Annotated in this window: 14 protein-coding genes, 8 tRNA genes, 1 rRNA gene and 1 pseudogene; 4 read left to right on the top strand and 20 right to left on the bottom strand. The window is 46.6% G+C overall.

Annotated features, from left to right (window positions below):
• Positions 1 to 119: 119 nt before the first annotated feature.
• The 11 genes from hisH to AC58U0_RS36825 all read right to left on the bottom strand — a co-directional run bounded on the left by hisH (position 120) and on the right by AC58U0_RS36825 (position 10906).
• The gene (gene hisH, locus AC58U0_RS36875; RefSeq protein WP_497383603.1) at positions 120 to 731 is read right to left on the bottom strand and encodes an imidazole glycerol phosphate synthase subunit HisH; all 612 of its coding nucleotides are present in this window, start codon (positions 729 to 731) and stop codon (positions 120 to 122) included.
• 2 nt (positions 732 to 733) lie between these two features.
• Entirely contained in the window at positions 734 to 1342 is a 609-nt protein-coding gene (gene hisB, locus AC58U0_RS36870) for an imidazoleglycerol-phosphate dehydratase HisB (protein ID WP_497383602.1), read from the bottom strand.
• Complete coding sequence (gene hisD / locus AC58U0_RS36865) at positions 1342 to 2628, bottom strand: histidinol dehydrogenase (protein WP_497383604.1); 1287 nt, start codon at positions 2626 to 2628, stop codon at positions 1342 to 1344. Before hisD ends, hisB begins: the two co-directional genes overlap by 1 nt.
• A gap of 354 nt (positions 2629 to 2982) precedes the next feature.
• Positions 2983 to 3618 carry an ATP phosphoribosyltransferase gene (gene hisG, locus AC58U0_RS36860; protein WP_057302649.1) on the bottom strand — a complete coding sequence of 212 codons (636 nt, stop codon included), beginning with the start codon at positions 3616 to 3618 and terminating at the stop codon, positions 2983 to 2985.
• A gap of 245 nt (positions 3619 to 3863) precedes the next feature.
• A complete protein-coding gene (locus tag AC58U0_RS36855; protein ID WP_497383601.1) occupies positions 3864 to 5081 on the bottom strand; it encodes an ATP phosphoribosyltransferase regulatory subunit in 1218 nt (405 codons plus the stop codon).
• A gap of 206 nt (positions 5082 to 5287) precedes the next feature.
• Positions 5288 to 5782, bottom strand: coding sequence for an acyltransferase (locus AC58U0_RS36850; RefSeq protein ID WP_497383600.1), 495 nt, complete (start codon positions 5780 to 5782; stop codon positions 5288 to 5290).
• Complete coding sequence (ppaX, locus tag AC58U0_RS36845) at positions 5779 to 6438, bottom strand: pyrophosphatase PpaX (protein WP_497383599.1); 660 nt, start codon at positions 6436 to 6438, stop codon at positions 5779 to 5781. Before ppaX ends, AC58U0_RS36850 begins: the two co-directional genes overlap by 4 nt.
• Positions 6416 to 7390 (bottom strand): prolipoprotein diacylglyceryl transferase, encoded by a 975-nt coding sequence (gene lgt, locus AC58U0_RS36840; protein ID WP_082562111.1) that lies wholly within the window; start codon positions 7388 to 7390, stop codon positions 6416 to 6418. The genes ppaX and lgt overlap by 23 nt, the downstream gene beginning before the upstream one ends.
• A gap of 41 nt (positions 7391 to 7431) precedes the next feature.
• Entirely contained in the window at positions 7432 to 8373 is a 942-nt protein-coding gene (gene hprK, locus AC58U0_RS36835) for an HPr(Ser) kinase/phosphatase (RefSeq protein ID WP_057302634.1), read from the bottom strand.
• A 175-nt stretch (positions 8374 to 8548) separates the two neighbouring features.
• On the bottom strand, positions 8549 to 9679 hold the full coding sequence (locus AC58U0_RS36830) for an ABC transporter ATP-binding protein (RefSeq protein ID WP_029199455.1): 1131 nt from the start codon (positions 9677 to 9679) through the stop codon (positions 8549 to 8551).
• 111 nt (positions 9680 to 9790) lie between these two features.
• Positions 9791 to 10906, bottom strand: coding sequence for a PucR family transcriptional regulator (locus tag AC58U0_RS36825; protein ID WP_497383598.1), 1116 nt, complete (start codon positions 10904 to 10906; stop codon positions 9791 to 9793).
• 249 nt (positions 10907 to 11155) lie between these two features.
• Between AC58U0_RS36825 and AC58U0_RS36820 the strand changes: the two genes are divergently transcribed.
• The 4 genes and pseudogenes from AC58U0_RS36820 (at position 11156) to AC58U0_RS36805 (ending at position 13572) form a co-directional block, all read left to right on the top strand.
• Positions 11156 to 11410, top strand: a complete 255-nt coding sequence (locus tag AC58U0_RS36820; RefSeq protein ID WP_497383597.1) for a hypothetical protein — start codon at positions 11156 to 11158, stop codon at positions 11408 to 11410.
• Complete coding sequence (locus tag AC58U0_RS36815; RefSeq protein WP_497383596.1) at positions 11407 to 12003, top strand: gluconate 2-dehydrogenase subunit 3 family protein; 597 nt, start codon at positions 11407 to 11409, stop codon at positions 12001 to 12003. Before AC58U0_RS36820 ends, AC58U0_RS36815 begins: the two co-directional genes overlap by 4 nt.
• 72 nt (positions 12004 to 12075) lie before the next feature.
• Positions 12076 to 13174, top strand: a pseudogene (locus AC58U0_RS36810) (GMC oxidoreductase); the annotation flags it as partial.
• 95 nt (positions 13175 to 13269) lie between these two features.
• Complete coding sequence (locus AC58U0_RS36805; RefSeq protein ID WP_307551343.1) at positions 13270 to 13572, top strand: MTH1187 family thiamine-binding protein; 303 nt, start codon at positions 13270 to 13272, stop codon at positions 13570 to 13572.
• Between the two features lie 115 nt (positions 13573 to 13687).
• Here AC58U0_RS36805 and AC58U0_RS36800 read toward each other — a convergent pair.
• From AC58U0_RS36800 to AC58U0_RS36760, 9 genes are all read right to left on the bottom strand, one after another.
• A tRNA-Lys gene (locus AC58U0_RS36800) sits at positions 13688 to 13760 on the bottom strand.
• 9 nt (positions 13761 to 13769) lie between these two features.
• Positions 13770 to 13851, bottom strand: a tRNA-Tyr gene (locus AC58U0_RS36795).
• A 44-nt stretch (positions 13852 to 13895) separates the two neighbouring features.
• Positions 13896 to 13968 (bottom strand) — tRNA-Phe (locus tag AC58U0_RS36790).
• A 43-nt stretch (positions 13969 to 14011) separates the two neighbouring features.
• Positions 14012 to 14088, bottom strand: a tRNA-Asp gene (locus AC58U0_RS36785).
• Positions 14089 to 14115: 27 nt separating this feature from the next.
• A tRNA-Thr gene (locus AC58U0_RS36780) sits at positions 14116 to 14191 on the bottom strand.
• Between the two features lie 10 nt (positions 14192 to 14201).
• Positions 14202 to 14277 (bottom strand) — tRNA-Val (locus AC58U0_RS36775).
• 19 nt (positions 14278 to 14296) lie between these two features.
• Positions 14297 to 14373, bottom strand: a tRNA-Met gene (locus AC58U0_RS36770).
• Between the two features lie 27 nt (positions 14374 to 14400).
• Positions 14401 to 14492, bottom strand: a tRNA-Ser gene (locus tag AC58U0_RS36765).
• 152 nt (positions 14493 to 14644) lie between these two features.
• Positions 14645 to 14741 (bottom strand): 23S ribosomal RNA (locus AC58U0_RS36760); the annotation flags it as partial.

Genomic DNA, 14741 nt, shown 5'->3' with positions numbered 1-14741 from the left:
TCTCATTGTAATGTTGTCTCTTCACACTCATGGCGCCGGCACCTCTTCGATTTATTAGATTTATTATCTGCCTGAATCTAAGAGGTGTCCACTTTTTATTCTAAGTCCAATAAAGACTGTTATTTGCTAACACACATAGCGAGGAAATTATTAAGCAGCTTCATGCCGATATCTCCGCTTTTTTCGGGGTGAAACTGCATACCGTATACGTTGTCTCTGCCTACAATGGCCGTCACTGGCTGATGGTAATCCGTTACCGCGAGCAGATCGCTTTCGCGCTCCGGCTTCGCATGATAAGAGTGGACGAAGTACACGTGCCCTTCTTCGATACCTTGGAAAATCGGACTCTCATTTTGCTTGGTGACTAATCGATTCCAACCCATATGCGGCACCTTGTAGTCACCGCGAAAGCGAACGACCGAGCCAGGCAAAAGCGCAAGCCCCTCATGATCCCCATGCTCCTCGCTGCTAGCGAATAACAACTGCATACCAAGACAAATGCCTAGTAGAGGTTTACCCGATTCCGCATAACGGATGACGACATCATTCAAGCCCGACTCGCGCAGCTGCTCCATCGCATCCCCGAATGCGCCTACACCTGGCAGGATAGCGCCCTCAGCTGCGAGGATCTGCTCGGCATCCCCTGTTACAACAGCTTCGTAACCTAGACGCTCGACAGCCTTGCTTACGCTGTGTAAATTGCCCATTCCATAATCAATAATGGCGATCATTCTTACAGCACTCCCTTCGTCGAAGGAACCCCCTGCACACGAGGATCAATCGATGTCGCTTCATCTAGCGCTCGGCCTAAAGCTTTAAATACAGCTTCAATCATGTGATGCGTGTTTTGTCCGTAATGCACGATAACATGCAGCGTGATACGGGCTTCAAGAGCAAACTTCCACAGAAACTCTTGAACAAGCTGTGTATCAAAACTGCCCACAGTTTGTGAAGGATACTGCGCACGATATTCGAAATGCGGTCGGTTGCTAATGTCGATAACCACTTGAGCAAGGGCTTCATCCATAGGAACGAACACACTGGCATAACGTTTAATCCCTTTTTTATCGCCTAGTGCTTCACGAAGCGTTTGACCTAAGCAAATGCCGATATCTTCAACCGTATGATGATCATCGATCTCGATATCGCCTTTAGCATCAACATTCAGATCGAACTGTCCATGTTTCGTGAACAAATCAAGCATATGGTTTAAGAAAGGAACATCGGTTTGGATCTCAGAAACCCCCGTTCCATCTACTTGAAACGCGAGGACAATGTCAGTCTCATTCGTTTTGCGGGCTACACGCGCTGAGCGAGTGATCCCTTTATCTTGTTCAGCCATTATTTCAACTTCCCTTCCTTCTTGAGTCGAATCTCTACCGCTCTAGCATGACCTTCCAACCCTTCGTTACGGGCCAGCGTCATAATCATTTCGCCGTTTGCGATCAGTGCTTCCTTGCTATAGTGAATAACGCTTGATTTTTTTAGGAAATCGTCCACATTCAGTGGTGATGAAAAACGGGCAGTGCCATTCGTCGGCAGTACATGGTTAGGCCCAGCAAAATAATCGCCGACGGGTTCCGTACTGTAGGCACCAAGGAAAATAGCTCCTGCATTCTCAATGCGAGGCAGCAGGTTAAAAGGCTCCTGCACCAGCAGCTCGCAATGCTCCGGCGCCAAACGATTGACAACGTCAACGCCCTCGTCCAAGTTATCCACAAGGAGTATAGCTCCTTTGGTTGCTGTGGACACAGAGGCGATCGCTTTCTTCGGCAGCACATCCAACTGCCGCCACAGCTCTAGCCGAACCGCTTCGGCTAGTTCTCTCGATGGTGTCACCAGAATCGACGGTGACATCTCGTCATGTTCGGCCTGCGCCAGCAAATCGGCCGCGACATATTCAGGATCGGCGTGCTCATCTGCAAGCACGACGATGTCCGTTGGTCCGGCGATCATGTCGATATCGACGACGCCGAACACGAAGCGCTTCGCCAGCGCGACGTAAATGTTGCCGGGCCCGACGATCTTATCGACCGGCGTGATCGATTCCGTGCCGTAGGCCAGCGCGGCTACCGCCTGCGCCCCGCCTACGCGGTAGATCTCTTTCACACCCGCTTCGGCTGCTGCCACGAGGATATGCGGGTTGATGCCCTCTTCCCCCGCGGTGGCCGGAGGCGTCACCATCGCGATCTCCGGCACCCCCGCGACGATCGCGGGGATGGCATTCATGAGCACGGAGGAAGGGTAAGCCGCCTTCCCTCCGGGCACGTACAATCCGACCCGCTTCAGCGGTCGGATGATTTGGCCCAGCAGGCTGCCGTTCGCCTGCAGGTCCATCCATGACGTGCGTTTCTGCTTCTCATGAAACGCACGAATATTGGCGGCGGCTTGTCGCAGCGCCGCCAGGAACTCGGCGTCGACTTGCGCGTACGCCGCTTGGATCTCCTCGTCGCTGACACGAAGCTCAGCGACGGTGACGCGGTCGAACTGCTGCGCCATGCGTCGCAGCGCGGCATCTCCGTCCTGCCGCACCTCATCGATGATGCGGCGGACGGTCTCATTTTGCTCGGGTGAGCCGTATTCGACCTCGCGGTTCAATTGAAATTCCGAGGCGGGAAGTATCCGCATCTTCATCATCCTCTCTTGATCTTGTTACTTTATCTCTTGATCTTGTTACTTTATCTATTTGCCCCATTTTCCGCGCATTACAATAACATTTCCTCTATGAGTGGGAACGTGGATACGTTATTTGTCGGAAAACAGCCTATTTCATGAATTCGAGGAACGAGGATCCCTTATTTCGTTGTTTCTGCCTCATTGAACCCTAATTTCGCTCAAATAGAGTACTCTCGTTCCGCTAATCTGAGTTTCTTAACGTTTTCGTTCAAATAGAGGATCGTCGTTCCTCTAAAAGTGGGTAAACTTAGGTTGTATAACTGATTCAACCTTTCAATGTGAGTGATCTAATCTCGATGGTTCGTTCTACGCCTTAATCACAGGCAAAACAGCCTGGAGCATATCACATAACCGCTGAATGGAATCATTCTTCATGCGATAACTCACCCGATTCGCAATTAAGCGGCTCGTAATCTGAAAAATCTCCTCTTGCTCCACAAGTCCGTTCTCCCGAAGTGTTTCTCCCGTTTCGACCATGTCCACGATCCGGTCAGCAAGGCCAATCAGCGGCGCAAGCTCGATAGAGCCGTTTAGCTTGATAACTTCAACCTGCTGCCCTCGTTCGCGAAAATACTGAGAAGCGACGTTCGGATACTTCGTCGCGACGCGCGGATTAATCTCTTGCTTCCAATCTGGCAGTCCAATAACCGACATCCGGCAGCGTGCGATGCCCAGATCCAGCAGCTCGTACACGTTGCGGTTCTCCTCCATCAGGACATCCTTACCGACAACCCCGATATCCGCTACGCCATATTCGACATAGGTAGGAACATCCACCGGTTTGGCCAAAATGAATTCCATTCTTGCTTCATGAACCGGAATTATTAACCGGCGTCCTTCTTCCAGGTCCTCCGGAATCGGCAGACCTGCTTTATGAAAAAGCTTCGCTGCTTGTTTATATATACGGCCTTTCGGCATCGCTACTTTTAGAATATCATCCACCGTACCAACCTCCTTCAAAACTTCCAACCAACGGAGCGAGACGCACTCATGCATTTGATTTCGCTTTTGCAACTGCATTTTCTACTGCACTTGTGGATCTTGCACTTGTACTTGCTCTTGTACTTGCTCTTGTACTTGCTCTTGCTCTTGCTCTTATTCTTGCACTTGCACTTGTTCTTGCTTTTGCCTTGCACTTGTTCTCGTTCTTACTCTTGCTCTTTCAATGCTCTTTCAATTGCTCAATATCAAACCGCTATATCAATCATCGTAATAACATCACTATAAACCGTTCCGCCAAGCTCATACTGGCCGTCTCCCTTGTTCAACAACTCGTTCGACCAAGCTTCATACTCGCTCACCAACTGTGTGATAATAATAACCTCATCATCACTGCTGCGCATAGCCTTCGCCAACTGCAGCGCTTCTTCACGATGCTCAGCATCGTAGGCAATCAGCACACGGCCTGGCTGCTCCACGCTTTCTTTGCCTGTAACCTCTAGGATTCGGTTCGTCTTAAGCGCAAACCCCGTCGCCGGAGCTGGACGCCCAAATTGACTTAGCAGATTATCATATCTGCCGCCGCTACAGACCGGGAAGCCTAAATCGGACGCATATCCTTCAAAGGTCATGCCTGTATAGTAGGAGAAATCTCCGATCATCGTTAAATCAATGACTACATGCTCACTAACCCCATAGGCTTTCAGTACATCCCATACTTCGCATAAATGACGAATCGCATCCTGCGCGATAGGGTGCTGAGATACCATACGAGCTTGCTCGCATATTTCATCTCCGCCTCTAAGCCGCAGCACGCCAATAAGCTCACGCTCTACCTCAGGTGTAAGAGCTAGAGACTTAATAGCTTCGCGGTACCCCACATAATCGCGACTGAGCAAATGCTCCTTTAGCGCGAGCTGTGCATCACTGCGTCCTTCCAGCGTTTCCTGGAACAAACCGTTCAGGAAACCTACGTGACCGAGCGCAATTTTGAACGCGCCTACGCCAGCCGCTTGCAGCGAAGCAATCGCTAACGCTACAACCTCAGCATCCGCTTCAGATGAACCATCTCCAATAAGCTCGACGCCCGTCTGGAAAAACTCTGAATCCCGGCCAGCTTCCTCTTCAATCGAACGAAAGACATTCGAATGGTAGGACAGACGCAACGGGAACGCATGTTCTTTGAGCAAGGAAGAAGCCACACGCGCAATTGGCGCTGTCAATTCAGACCGCAAAACAAGCGTCTTACCCTTACGGTCGAGCAGCTTGAACAGCTTTTTATCTTCTGTGGAGCTTGCAACACCAACGGTATCGTAATATTCGAGTGTAGGTGTAATGATCTGGTTATAACCCCAGCGTTCCATACAGGCCAATACACGGAATTCTATATTTCTTAATTTCGTAACCGCTTCGGGCAAATAATCTTTAACCCCTAACGGTTTTTCAAATACTTTTGGCTTTGACACCGTCTCACCTCAATATGTAGGAATTCAATTTCCTTTTATTCGCTTTAACACGGTAACGTGCTACCATACTACCAAAATAAAGAATGTACGGCTATTTTATCACGTAAGCTTAGGACCGTCAATCGTCTTTCCCCTGATTATCCGCTCTTGATATCTCTTCATTCATACGCAAAAAAAGAGCTGTACGGCTCTAGAGCATACAACTCTCATTTCTCATTCATTCTTTCACGAATCGTCTGAAGTGGATTCCCTGCTACAAAGCTATACGGTGCCACATCCTTGTGCACAACCGAGCCCGCTCCAATAATGGCATAGTCTCCAATCGTCACACCCGGTAGGATCGTCGTATTGGCACCGACCATCACATGCGATCCTATATTTACATCTCCGAGTCTATATTCATTGGTTAAATATTCATGGGCCAATATCGTTGTGTTATACCCAATAATCGTATTGCTCCCAATATGAATCTTCTCTGGAAAAAAGACATCCACCATCACCATCAAAGCAAAAGCGGTATGTTCACCAACCTTCATCCCCAATACGTGCCGGTAGATCCAATTTTTCATACGCAGCGAAGGCGAGTACCGCGTTATCTGTATGAAAACGAAATTCCGCATCGCCTTCCATTTGCTAACGGTATGATAGATTTGCCATAAAGCATTAGGTCCATCTACCGGATACTTATCCGTTTTTCTCAAACAGCATCCACATCCGACGTCAGCCCCACAATCGGAAGCAGGTCAAGCATATCGTCGATCAAATGATCCGGGTTATACTGCTCTAAGTAGGAGCGCCCTTTCCATGACCAGGATACGCCAACAGATATGACTCCCGCATTTTTGGCTGCCTCAATGTCATAATGGCTATCTCCAACCATAACCGCTTGATCTGCAGTACTTCCTAACACCTTAAGCGCTGCAATTATGCCTTCCGGATGCGGTTTCGGTTCCTTTACATCTTCAACGGTCACAATGGTACTAACGAAAGTATCCAGCCCACATAGTTTTAAACCCATCAGAGTCGTTTGTCGAATCTTGCTCGTTACGATCCCGATTTTAATCCCGTTTGCGTGCAGCTTCGCCATCGCCGTGTGCACATTCGGAAATTCTTTGACCAGCTCATCATGCTTGGATAAGTTGAAAGTCCGATACTTCTTAATGATTTCTTCAACTTCTTTCCTGCCTGTAAAGAATTCCATTTGTTCCACAAGCGGACGCCCCATATTCGGAATGATGAGTTCCCGACTGACAGGCTCTGCCGTCTCACCTTCCAAGCTATGCAAAAAAGATTGTACAATCAGCTCGTTTGTATCAACAATCGTTCCATCCAGATCAAACAGTACGGTTTGAATCATAGTCTGCTCCTTTATCTATCTCTTGATCTTTCATTACTTTATTTTTCTCTTCAGCTTTCGTGGAAACAATCGGATCCGCATAACGCACATTCGCGTAACCCTTTTGCCTTCTCACAATAATAACGATAACCATCCCTATCACAATCAGAAGCGCTAACAACTGCGAGAATCTCACATTGCCGCCATAGGTAAGCACGCCCGGTTCAAATACAACCGTCATTGGTGACCACAGTGTATTCAAGAGCGACGCAAGCCACGTGGGCCCTGTGAAATCAAGACTATCTGTACGCACACCTTCGATAAAGAAACGACCAATGGAATACCAGATAAAATAACTGAAAAATAGTTCCCCTGCCCGAAGGAACGGCCTACGACGAAGCCAGAGCAGAACCAGCAGCCCTAAGATATTCCAGACGGATTCATACAGGAAAGCCGGATGATAAAAAGTACCCTCAATGTTCATTTGATTTACGATAAAATTAGGTAGGTGCAAGGTGTTGCGTAAGAATGACTCCGTAACAGGGCCTCCGTGGGCTTCCTGATTCATAAAGTTGCCCCAACGTCCTATCGCTTGTCCCACAATTAAACCCGGTGCACAAATGTCCGCGATTCTCAAGAATGAGTACCCTTTGGCTCTTACATAGAAAAAAGTACCGATAATCGCACCAATTAGCGCTCCATAAATGGCAATACCGCCGTGCCATATCATAAAAATTTCTGCTAAATTATCCTTATAATCGGACCATTGGAAGGCTACATAGTAAATTCTAGCGCCAATAATCGCTGAAGGTACCCCAATTAACAATAAATCCATGAAAAAGTCAGGAACGATTCGGAACCGTTTCCCTTCTCGAATTGCCAGTAACAAACCAATTAACGCGGCTGTACCTAAAATAATGCCATACCACCGGACGTGTATCGGTCCTAAGGAAAACGCAACGCTTTCGAGCATATTTTCACTCCTTCATTATCTTTATATAATTTGCTGCTTAATCAATCGAAATCCTCAAAATCCTCGTTCAACGACTCCGTCAGTTTATTCGTAAACTGAAGTGCCGCGTTGTATCCCATTCGTTTTAAACGATAGTTCATCGCGGCCACTTCCACGATAACCGCTAAGTTTCGTCCTGGTCGGACAGGAATAGTGACGAGTGGAAGATCCGTATCAATGATACGTGTCAATTCTTCATCAAGACCCAATCGGTCATATTGCTTGTCCTGCTGCCAATTTTCCAATTTAACAACAACCGAAATTTTCTTCACATTACGAATCGCACCAGCTCCGAATAAAGTCATTACATTAATGATACCTACACCGCGGATTTCAAGCAAATGACGTATAAGCTCAGGAGCATTCCCTGTCAGCACCTTATCGCCATTTTGACGAATTTCTACTGCGTCATCCGCAATAAGCCGATGACCTCTTTTTACAAGCTCAAGTGCTGTTTCACTTTTCCCGATGCCGCTGCTCCCTGTAATGAGCATACCAATTCCGTATACATCGACAAGTACACCATGGATTGTCGTACTTGGAGCTAATTTATTCTCTAGAAACCCTGTTAAACGACTCGCAAAAATCGTTGTAGACATTTGGCTTCGAAGTACGGGGAGATCACGCTTAGTCGCTTCTTCCAGTAATTCAACAGGAACATCTAATCCTCTTGTCACGATGATACAAGGTGTTTCCTCCGGCGAACATAGCTGCTCTACCCGATTCCGCCTTACACCCGTCGTTAACATTTCCATGAAGGTGACTTCCGTCTTCCCTAACATTTGGATACGTTCTCTTGGATGATAATTAAAATATCCGGCCATCTCGAGACCTGGACGGTATAGATCACCGGTTGTTATGGGACGTTTCAGTCCAGACTCACCTGCGAGAACCTCCATATGGAGTTGTTCTACCAATTCGGAAACCTTCACTTTTTTGGCCATCGTCCTGTCTCCTCCGAGTTTTGCCTGTGCAAAACGTGCTTCATCTGCTATTATTCATTCTTTCCAATAGTTTCATCGTAATGGAATAGTTAGTTGAAATCAACTAAAGTGTTCATGAAACTGTATGACCATACAAAAAAGGCCAGCCGTTAACGGCTGGCCTTACTGTTAAAACTTATAGATTAGGGTTAACCAAGATGGACAATGTTGTATCTTTATCGAAGAAATGAACTTTGTTCATGTCTAGAGCCAATTTAACATTTGTGCCTTCTTTGATTCCTGAACGACCGTCAACACGTGCGATTACAGTGTTAGCGCCGATACCATTCAGGTACAAGTACATTTCGTGACCCAAGTTCTCAGTCAACTCAACGTTAACGTTGAATACTGTGTTCGGGGATGCTTCCAAGAATACTGGCTCTTCGTGGATATCTTCTGGACGAACACCCAGAATAACTTCTTTACCAACGAAACCTTTATCTTTCAACACTTGTGCTTTACCAGCTGGAACTTCAACGTTCACAGTACCTGCTTTGAAGAAAACACCACTGCCTTCTTGTGTCAATGAACCTGTCATGAAGTTCATGGATGGGGATCCAATGAAGCCCGCAACGAAGATGTTCACTGGGAAGTTGTAGATTTCTTCAGGTGTAGCTGCTTGTTGAATGATACCTTTATCCATAACAACGATGCGATCGCCCATTGTCATTGCTTCGATTTGGTCATGCGTTACGTAGATCGTTGTAACACCAAGACGTTTTGTTAATTTTGTGATTTCCGCACGCATTTGTACACGAAGTTTCGCATCCAAGTTGGAAAGTGGCTCATCCATTAAGAATACTTGTGGCTCACGAACAATCGCACGACCCAAGGCAACACGTTGACGTTGACCACCGGAAAGAGCTTTTGGTTTGCGATCAAGCAAATGAACGATATCCAAGATTTTCGCTGCTTCACGAACGCGAGCATCGATATCTGCTTTTTTGAATTTACGAAGTTTCAAGCCGAATGCCATGTTTTGATATACAGTCATATGTGGGTAAAGAGCGTAAGATTGGAAAACCATCGCAATATCGCGGTCTTTTGGAGCTACGTCATTTACAAGGCGGTCGCCGATGTAAAGTTCACCTTCAGTAATTTCCTCTAATCCTGCGATCATACGAAGAGTTGTGGATTTTCCGCAACCGGATGCTCCAACCAATACAACGAACTCTTTATCTTCAACTTCAAGATGGAAATCTTTAACTGTGGATTCTTCTGCACCAGAATATCTTTTAACGATATGGTTTAAACGTACGCCTGCCATGGTTTCATTCCCCCTACGATTTATCGATCATATGCTTGCTGATCAACTTTTCAATATACTCATCTTACCTTACGAAGTCCGGACTGACTATGCACAATCCCTACAAAAAAATCACTTTCTTTTCGTTACTTTGTACAATAGTAATGCAAGTCTCACTAAAACCGCATGATTGAACGTTCTCACATCGAGTCCGGTCTCATTTTTAAACTTGTCCAAACGATAGAGCAAGGTATTGCGATGTATATATAACTTCTTCGCTGTTTCACTAACGTTGCAATCCAGTGTGAAGAAATGTTCCAACGTGATGACCGTCTCTGCATCCAGCACGTGGTCTATGCCGCGAAGCACCTGCTCTAAGAATTCAGCCTTTTCCTCTTCATCAATCAAGTGCAGCAGCTTCTCCAATCGAAGCTCCCAACGAAGATGAATAAAGCTGCCTACATGAAAGGAACGCCCTAACATGATGGTTTCCCTCAGCTTGAGAATCGTGGCAAACAGCGATTTCGAAGGCTTTACCGGGTAATCAATGGCTAGATGGCATTCGCCAACCCATTCATTAGCAAGCATTTCATACAGCCCAGAACCGAGAGCGTCGAGTATCTGCTCTACGCTTTCTTCCTCATCCCCTTCTCGCTCTTCGCTGCCACTAGTTAGTAGACCTTCGGGCGCTAGGATCAGCCACTCTTTTTCTAGTAAAGGAATCAAGATAATCTCCGATTCAAAAAAAGACTCCAACAGTTTCTTCAGTTCCGTATAGGAAACGCGCTGATTTTGAGAATAATCCCCATACAACAACAGCGGAATTTTCGTTGAATACAGGGAGGATTGTGAAGCAAGCGCATCCGGGAGCTCGGCATGGGTTGAACCGCGTTCCATCTGCAGCAGCAGCCAATCTTTTAATTGGTGTGCCTTTCTTTCATCTTCAGATAGAAAGACTCCCCACTGCTTCTTTTCTAATGTCATCTTAGACTCTACAGTTAGTTCCACGAGCTTGCGCTCTGAAGATGTTAATTTGTCTTTGGAAACCTGCAGAATGCGAATATCTTTATGTTCTTTGGATAAATAAAAAAGCACATCCTGACCACGCACAACACTTCGATTAAAGCTCTCAAGACTCTCTGCCTGCTCTTCCGCCAAATGCTCCCAATCTGCCACGGGTATCAAGCTAATCTGCATAGGCGACTGTAAAACCGCTTCCAAACGCTCTTTGACACGCTCCCAATCCATCTGCCTCTCTCCTTACTCCCATATATCTTCTATATCTATCTCCTTATTGTAACATATGTGCCCCCCCTCATGTGAATGTGAAAGACCCCTCCCGCAACTACCGCAAAATGGATCTGTTTAGTTAGGTGACTTTAGTTAAGTACTCGACGAGCCGTTACAATGGAAGCTTGGTAAATATGGCCAAATAAAACCAACTCATATTCTTTGGTAATTTGGAAATAATTGTACTAGGGTGATTCATCCGCTCTTGTGATTAGTTTCGTTTCCTTCATCAGTACACTGCAGAATAGCAAAGGCTGGTATATAGTGACCCATATCTGCTTCTGGCTTGGCGTCATTCAAGGAATTATCGGCTTTATTTTTCACATCAAAGGTGTTCAGAAACGCGTAGTTGGCTTAGAATTACGAAATTTTCTTACGGGTCCGCCGATGACGATGCCTTACTATTTTCTGTCATTAGCATTTTGGGTCATACTGCTATCTATGGAGGTTGATTTACCTTGAAGAATCATACTTATTATCCGACCTACAACGTCATGGATGAGCAAAAAGAATGGGATTCCCATACACGATCCATCGTGTCCTCCCGACTGGTGCGTGAACATTCTTATCAATTTCTAACTCCAGTAGAAACGGAAACATTACGGGCTTGGTGCGCTCTGCTCATGGATGATCATCGAGGAGATATTATTCAAACGATCCTTACTCATATCGATCAAACGTTGGCAGAAAATAAAGGGGAAGGACAGCGCAAGGTCAATGTCCCCCCCATTCAAAACCTGCTGCGTCAGGGACTTAAAGCAATTGACGAAGCTGGATGGATAGCCGATAGCCGACCTTTCTTCCAATTAGACGAAGCTGCTCAAAAGCACATCATGCTCCAGATCAGTGAGGCCAGCTACCCTCCGACGGAAGCTTGGGATGACATTCCACAAAAAGCACTGTTTCATAAACTCCTTCAGCTAAGTGTTGAATCCTATTATTCACATCCTTTGGTTTGGTCGGAGATCGGTTTTGGCGGTCCTGCCTATCCTCGCGGATATGTAAGAGTGGATCCAGGCCAACTTGATCCTTGGGAAGCAGTGAGAAAGCCATGAAGTGAAGACATGAACATGCTGCTGTCGAATATCTCAATTATAGGTGCAGGGGCAGCAGGCGGTGTAATAGCCAAAGACCCCCTAAGTCCTAATGCTTATTTATTTCAAAAAGGCTGTAAAGCACTTGGCATTCAATCCGCGGCTACACCGCTTGCTATTCTATCTGCTCCTTTTGAAGGTCGTCCTCCATGTACCAATCGCGGCTTCTGTAGCCAAGGCTGTATGCCGAACACCAAGTTTGGTACCTTGATCGTTCATATTCCTAAGGCCGTTCAAGCCGGGGCTGAAATTCTTCCTAATTGTATGGATACGCAAATCGAAGTCGATAAAGAGGGGCATGTGAGCGGTGTTCTCTTTGTTAACCATGGAAAGACCTACCGCCAACGTGCCAAAACTGTCATTTTAAGCGCTCATGTTGTTAAGACCCCCCTTCTGCTGCTTCACTCCGCTACTTCTCAATTTCCTGACGGTCTGGCGAATTCCAGCGGCTGGGTAGGCCGTGCGATAATGAGCATAGCAGTAATGATGTCTACGCCAAATTTGAGCAAGAGGTTCGTTTGTACAAAGGCACACCTGTGTTAGCTTCTACACAAGATTTCTATGAAACCAATCCGCGCAGAGGCTTCACTCGTGACTATACGATTCACTCTCACGGCTCGAGACCGATAGATATGGCTCAGGGGATCAGCAAAGCGTCTCATGAGCCCAGCTGGGGGCCGTAGCTTAGGCAAATCATGCTTGATTACAATTACTATGGGCGCGCTTAACCATGGTTGGTGAAGTGCTTCCACAATGGGACAACCATATCTCCTTATCCGCTGAACAAGATAAAAATGGAATGCCTCGTGCCTCCGTAACCTTCAATTATGGAGATAACGATCGCAAATTAATCGATCATCCCGTTGAGAATATGAAACTCATCCTCAAAGCAGCCGGTGGTGAGGTTGCTCACGTGGTATCTGACACACAGCATCTCATGGGCGGCTGCCGCATGGGGAATGACCCAGCTACCTCCGTCGTCAATTCTTACGGTCAAAGCCACGACATTCCCAACTTGTTTATTTGCGATGCAAGTCTTTTCGTTGCCTCCAGTGGAGGGAATCCCACCAACACCGTCATGGCGCTTGCAGCAAGAGCAGCTGATTATATTATTGACATCGCCAGTTCTTAATTTGCGGAGTTAGCTTCATGGTGAATTGCATTGCCTGTTGTCACTCATCTACAATGGAAGAGAGCATTACAAAATGAAAGGAGAAAGTGACCTCCATGGCCATCGCAGAATTCACTATTATCCCTATAGGAACTGCCACCACCAGTCTTAGCGGTTATGTAGCAGATCTGCACAAAGAACTAGAAAAACATTCCGATATCGCTTTTGAAATGACGCCTATGGGTACCATTCTTGAGGGTCCCATAGATCGACTGCTGGAAGTCATTCGTGCCGTCCACGAAGTCCCTTTTACGAATGGAGCAGAGCGAGTCTCGACATCTATTAAGATCGACGATCGCCGTGATAAACCTGCCTCTATGAAGCAAAAAATGAAGTCCGTTGCAGACAAGTTGAAATAGAAAAAAAGCATCCTGCTTATGGATGCTTTTTCTTTATGTAAGGGGCGAATTCGCCCTTATTCGGTTATATAAAACAAAAAAAGACCTCACGGCCTTCTACGTTTACTAATAAAAGTGAGTCATGTAGGATTCGAACCTACGACACCCTGATTAAAAGTCAGGTGCTCTACCAACTGAGCTAATGACTCAAGGTAAAATGGAGGCTGATGGATTCGAACCACCGAACTCGAAGAGAGCAGATTTACAGTCTGCCGTGTTTAGCCACTTCACTAAGCCTCCGGATACGAGATACCCGTACTGCCAAAGCAATACAACCATCTCAATGGCTTTGGACGGAATCGAACCGCCGACACGAGGATTTTCAGTCCTCTGCTCTACCGACTGAGCTACAAAGCCAAATGATTATTTATAGCATGTCCTACATTAATTGTAAAAGAAATGGCGGAGCTGACGGGATTCGAACCCGCGGTCTCCTGCGTGACAGGCAGGCATGTTAGGCCACTACACCACAGCTCCATGCTACAAAAGGTCTTACCATAAAAATGGTGCCGTCGAGAGGACTTGAACCCCCAACCTACTGATTACAAGTCAGTTGCTCTACCAGTTGAGCTACAACGGCGTAAAGATGATGGTGGAGGCTGACGGGATCGAACCGCCGACCCTCTGCTTGTAAGGCAGATGCTCTCCCAGCTGAGCTAAGCCTCCATCTGGTCTTTTGGTTTTATGGTAGCGGCAGAGGGGCTCGAACCCCCGACCTTACGGGTATGAACCGTACGCTCTAGCCAGCTGAGCTACGCCGCCACATAAAAGTGTATATATATTTGGAACTGGCGGAGAGAGAGGGATTCGAACCCTCGCACCACTTACGCAGTCTAACCCCTTAGCAGAGGGTCCCCTTATAGCCACTTGGGTATCTCTCCAAGATATATATACGATTCAGGAATAGTATTCCCTGAAAACTAGATACGAAACTTACGTAAAGTAATCATGTGCATGGCTACGTTAGACGTAGGTGCTAGCTGCTTAGTCAGCTGATCAGAGAGACTTTGACTTTCGTCAAAGATCCCTATATTAGGTTAAGCCCTCGACCGATTAGTATTCGTCAGCTGCATGCATTGCTGCACTTCCACCTCGAACCTATCAACCTCGTCGTCTACAAGGGGTCTTAC

The organism is Paenibacillus sp. J31P190 (assembly GCF_059692075.1).
This window is presented reverse-complemented; position numbering and strand designations above follow the sequence as displayed.

Excerpts from the sequence above, each read along its gene's own strand:
- hisH (WP_497383603.1), bottom strand. The coding sequence starts at position 731 with ATGATCGCCATTATTGATTATGGAATGGGCAATTTACACAGCGTAAGC.
- hisB (WP_497383602.1), bottom strand. The coding sequence starts at position 1,342 with ATGGCTGAACAAGATAAAGGGATCACTCGCTCAGCGCGTGTAGCCCGC.
- hisD (WP_497383604.1), bottom strand. The coding sequence starts at position 2,628 with ATGCGGATACTTCCCGCCTCGGAATTTCAATTGAACCGCGAGGTCGAA.
- ppaX (WP_497383599.1), bottom strand. The coding sequence starts at position 6,438 with ATGATTCAAACCGTACTGTTTGATCTGGATGGAACGATTGTTGATACA.
- lgt (WP_082562111.1), bottom strand. The coding sequence starts at position 7,390 with ATGCTCGAAAGCGTTGCGTTTTCCTTAGGACCGATACACGTCCGGTGG.
- hprK (WP_057302634.1), bottom strand. The coding sequence starts at position 8,373 with ATGGCCAAAAAAGTGAAGGTTTCCGAATTGGTAGAACAACTCCATATG.
- AC58U0_RS36830 (WP_029199455.1), bottom strand. The coding sequence starts at position 9,679 with ATGGCAGGCGTACGTTTAAACCATATCGTTAAAAGATATTCTGGTGCA.
- AC58U0_RS36825 (WP_497383598.1), bottom strand. The coding sequence starts at position 10,906 with ATGGATTGGGAGCGTGTCAAAGAGCGTTTGGAAGCGGTTTTACAGTCG.
- AC58U0_RS36805 (WP_307551343.1), top strand. The coding sequence starts at position 13,270 with ATGGCCATCGCAGAATTCACTATTATCCCTATAGGAACTGCCACCACC.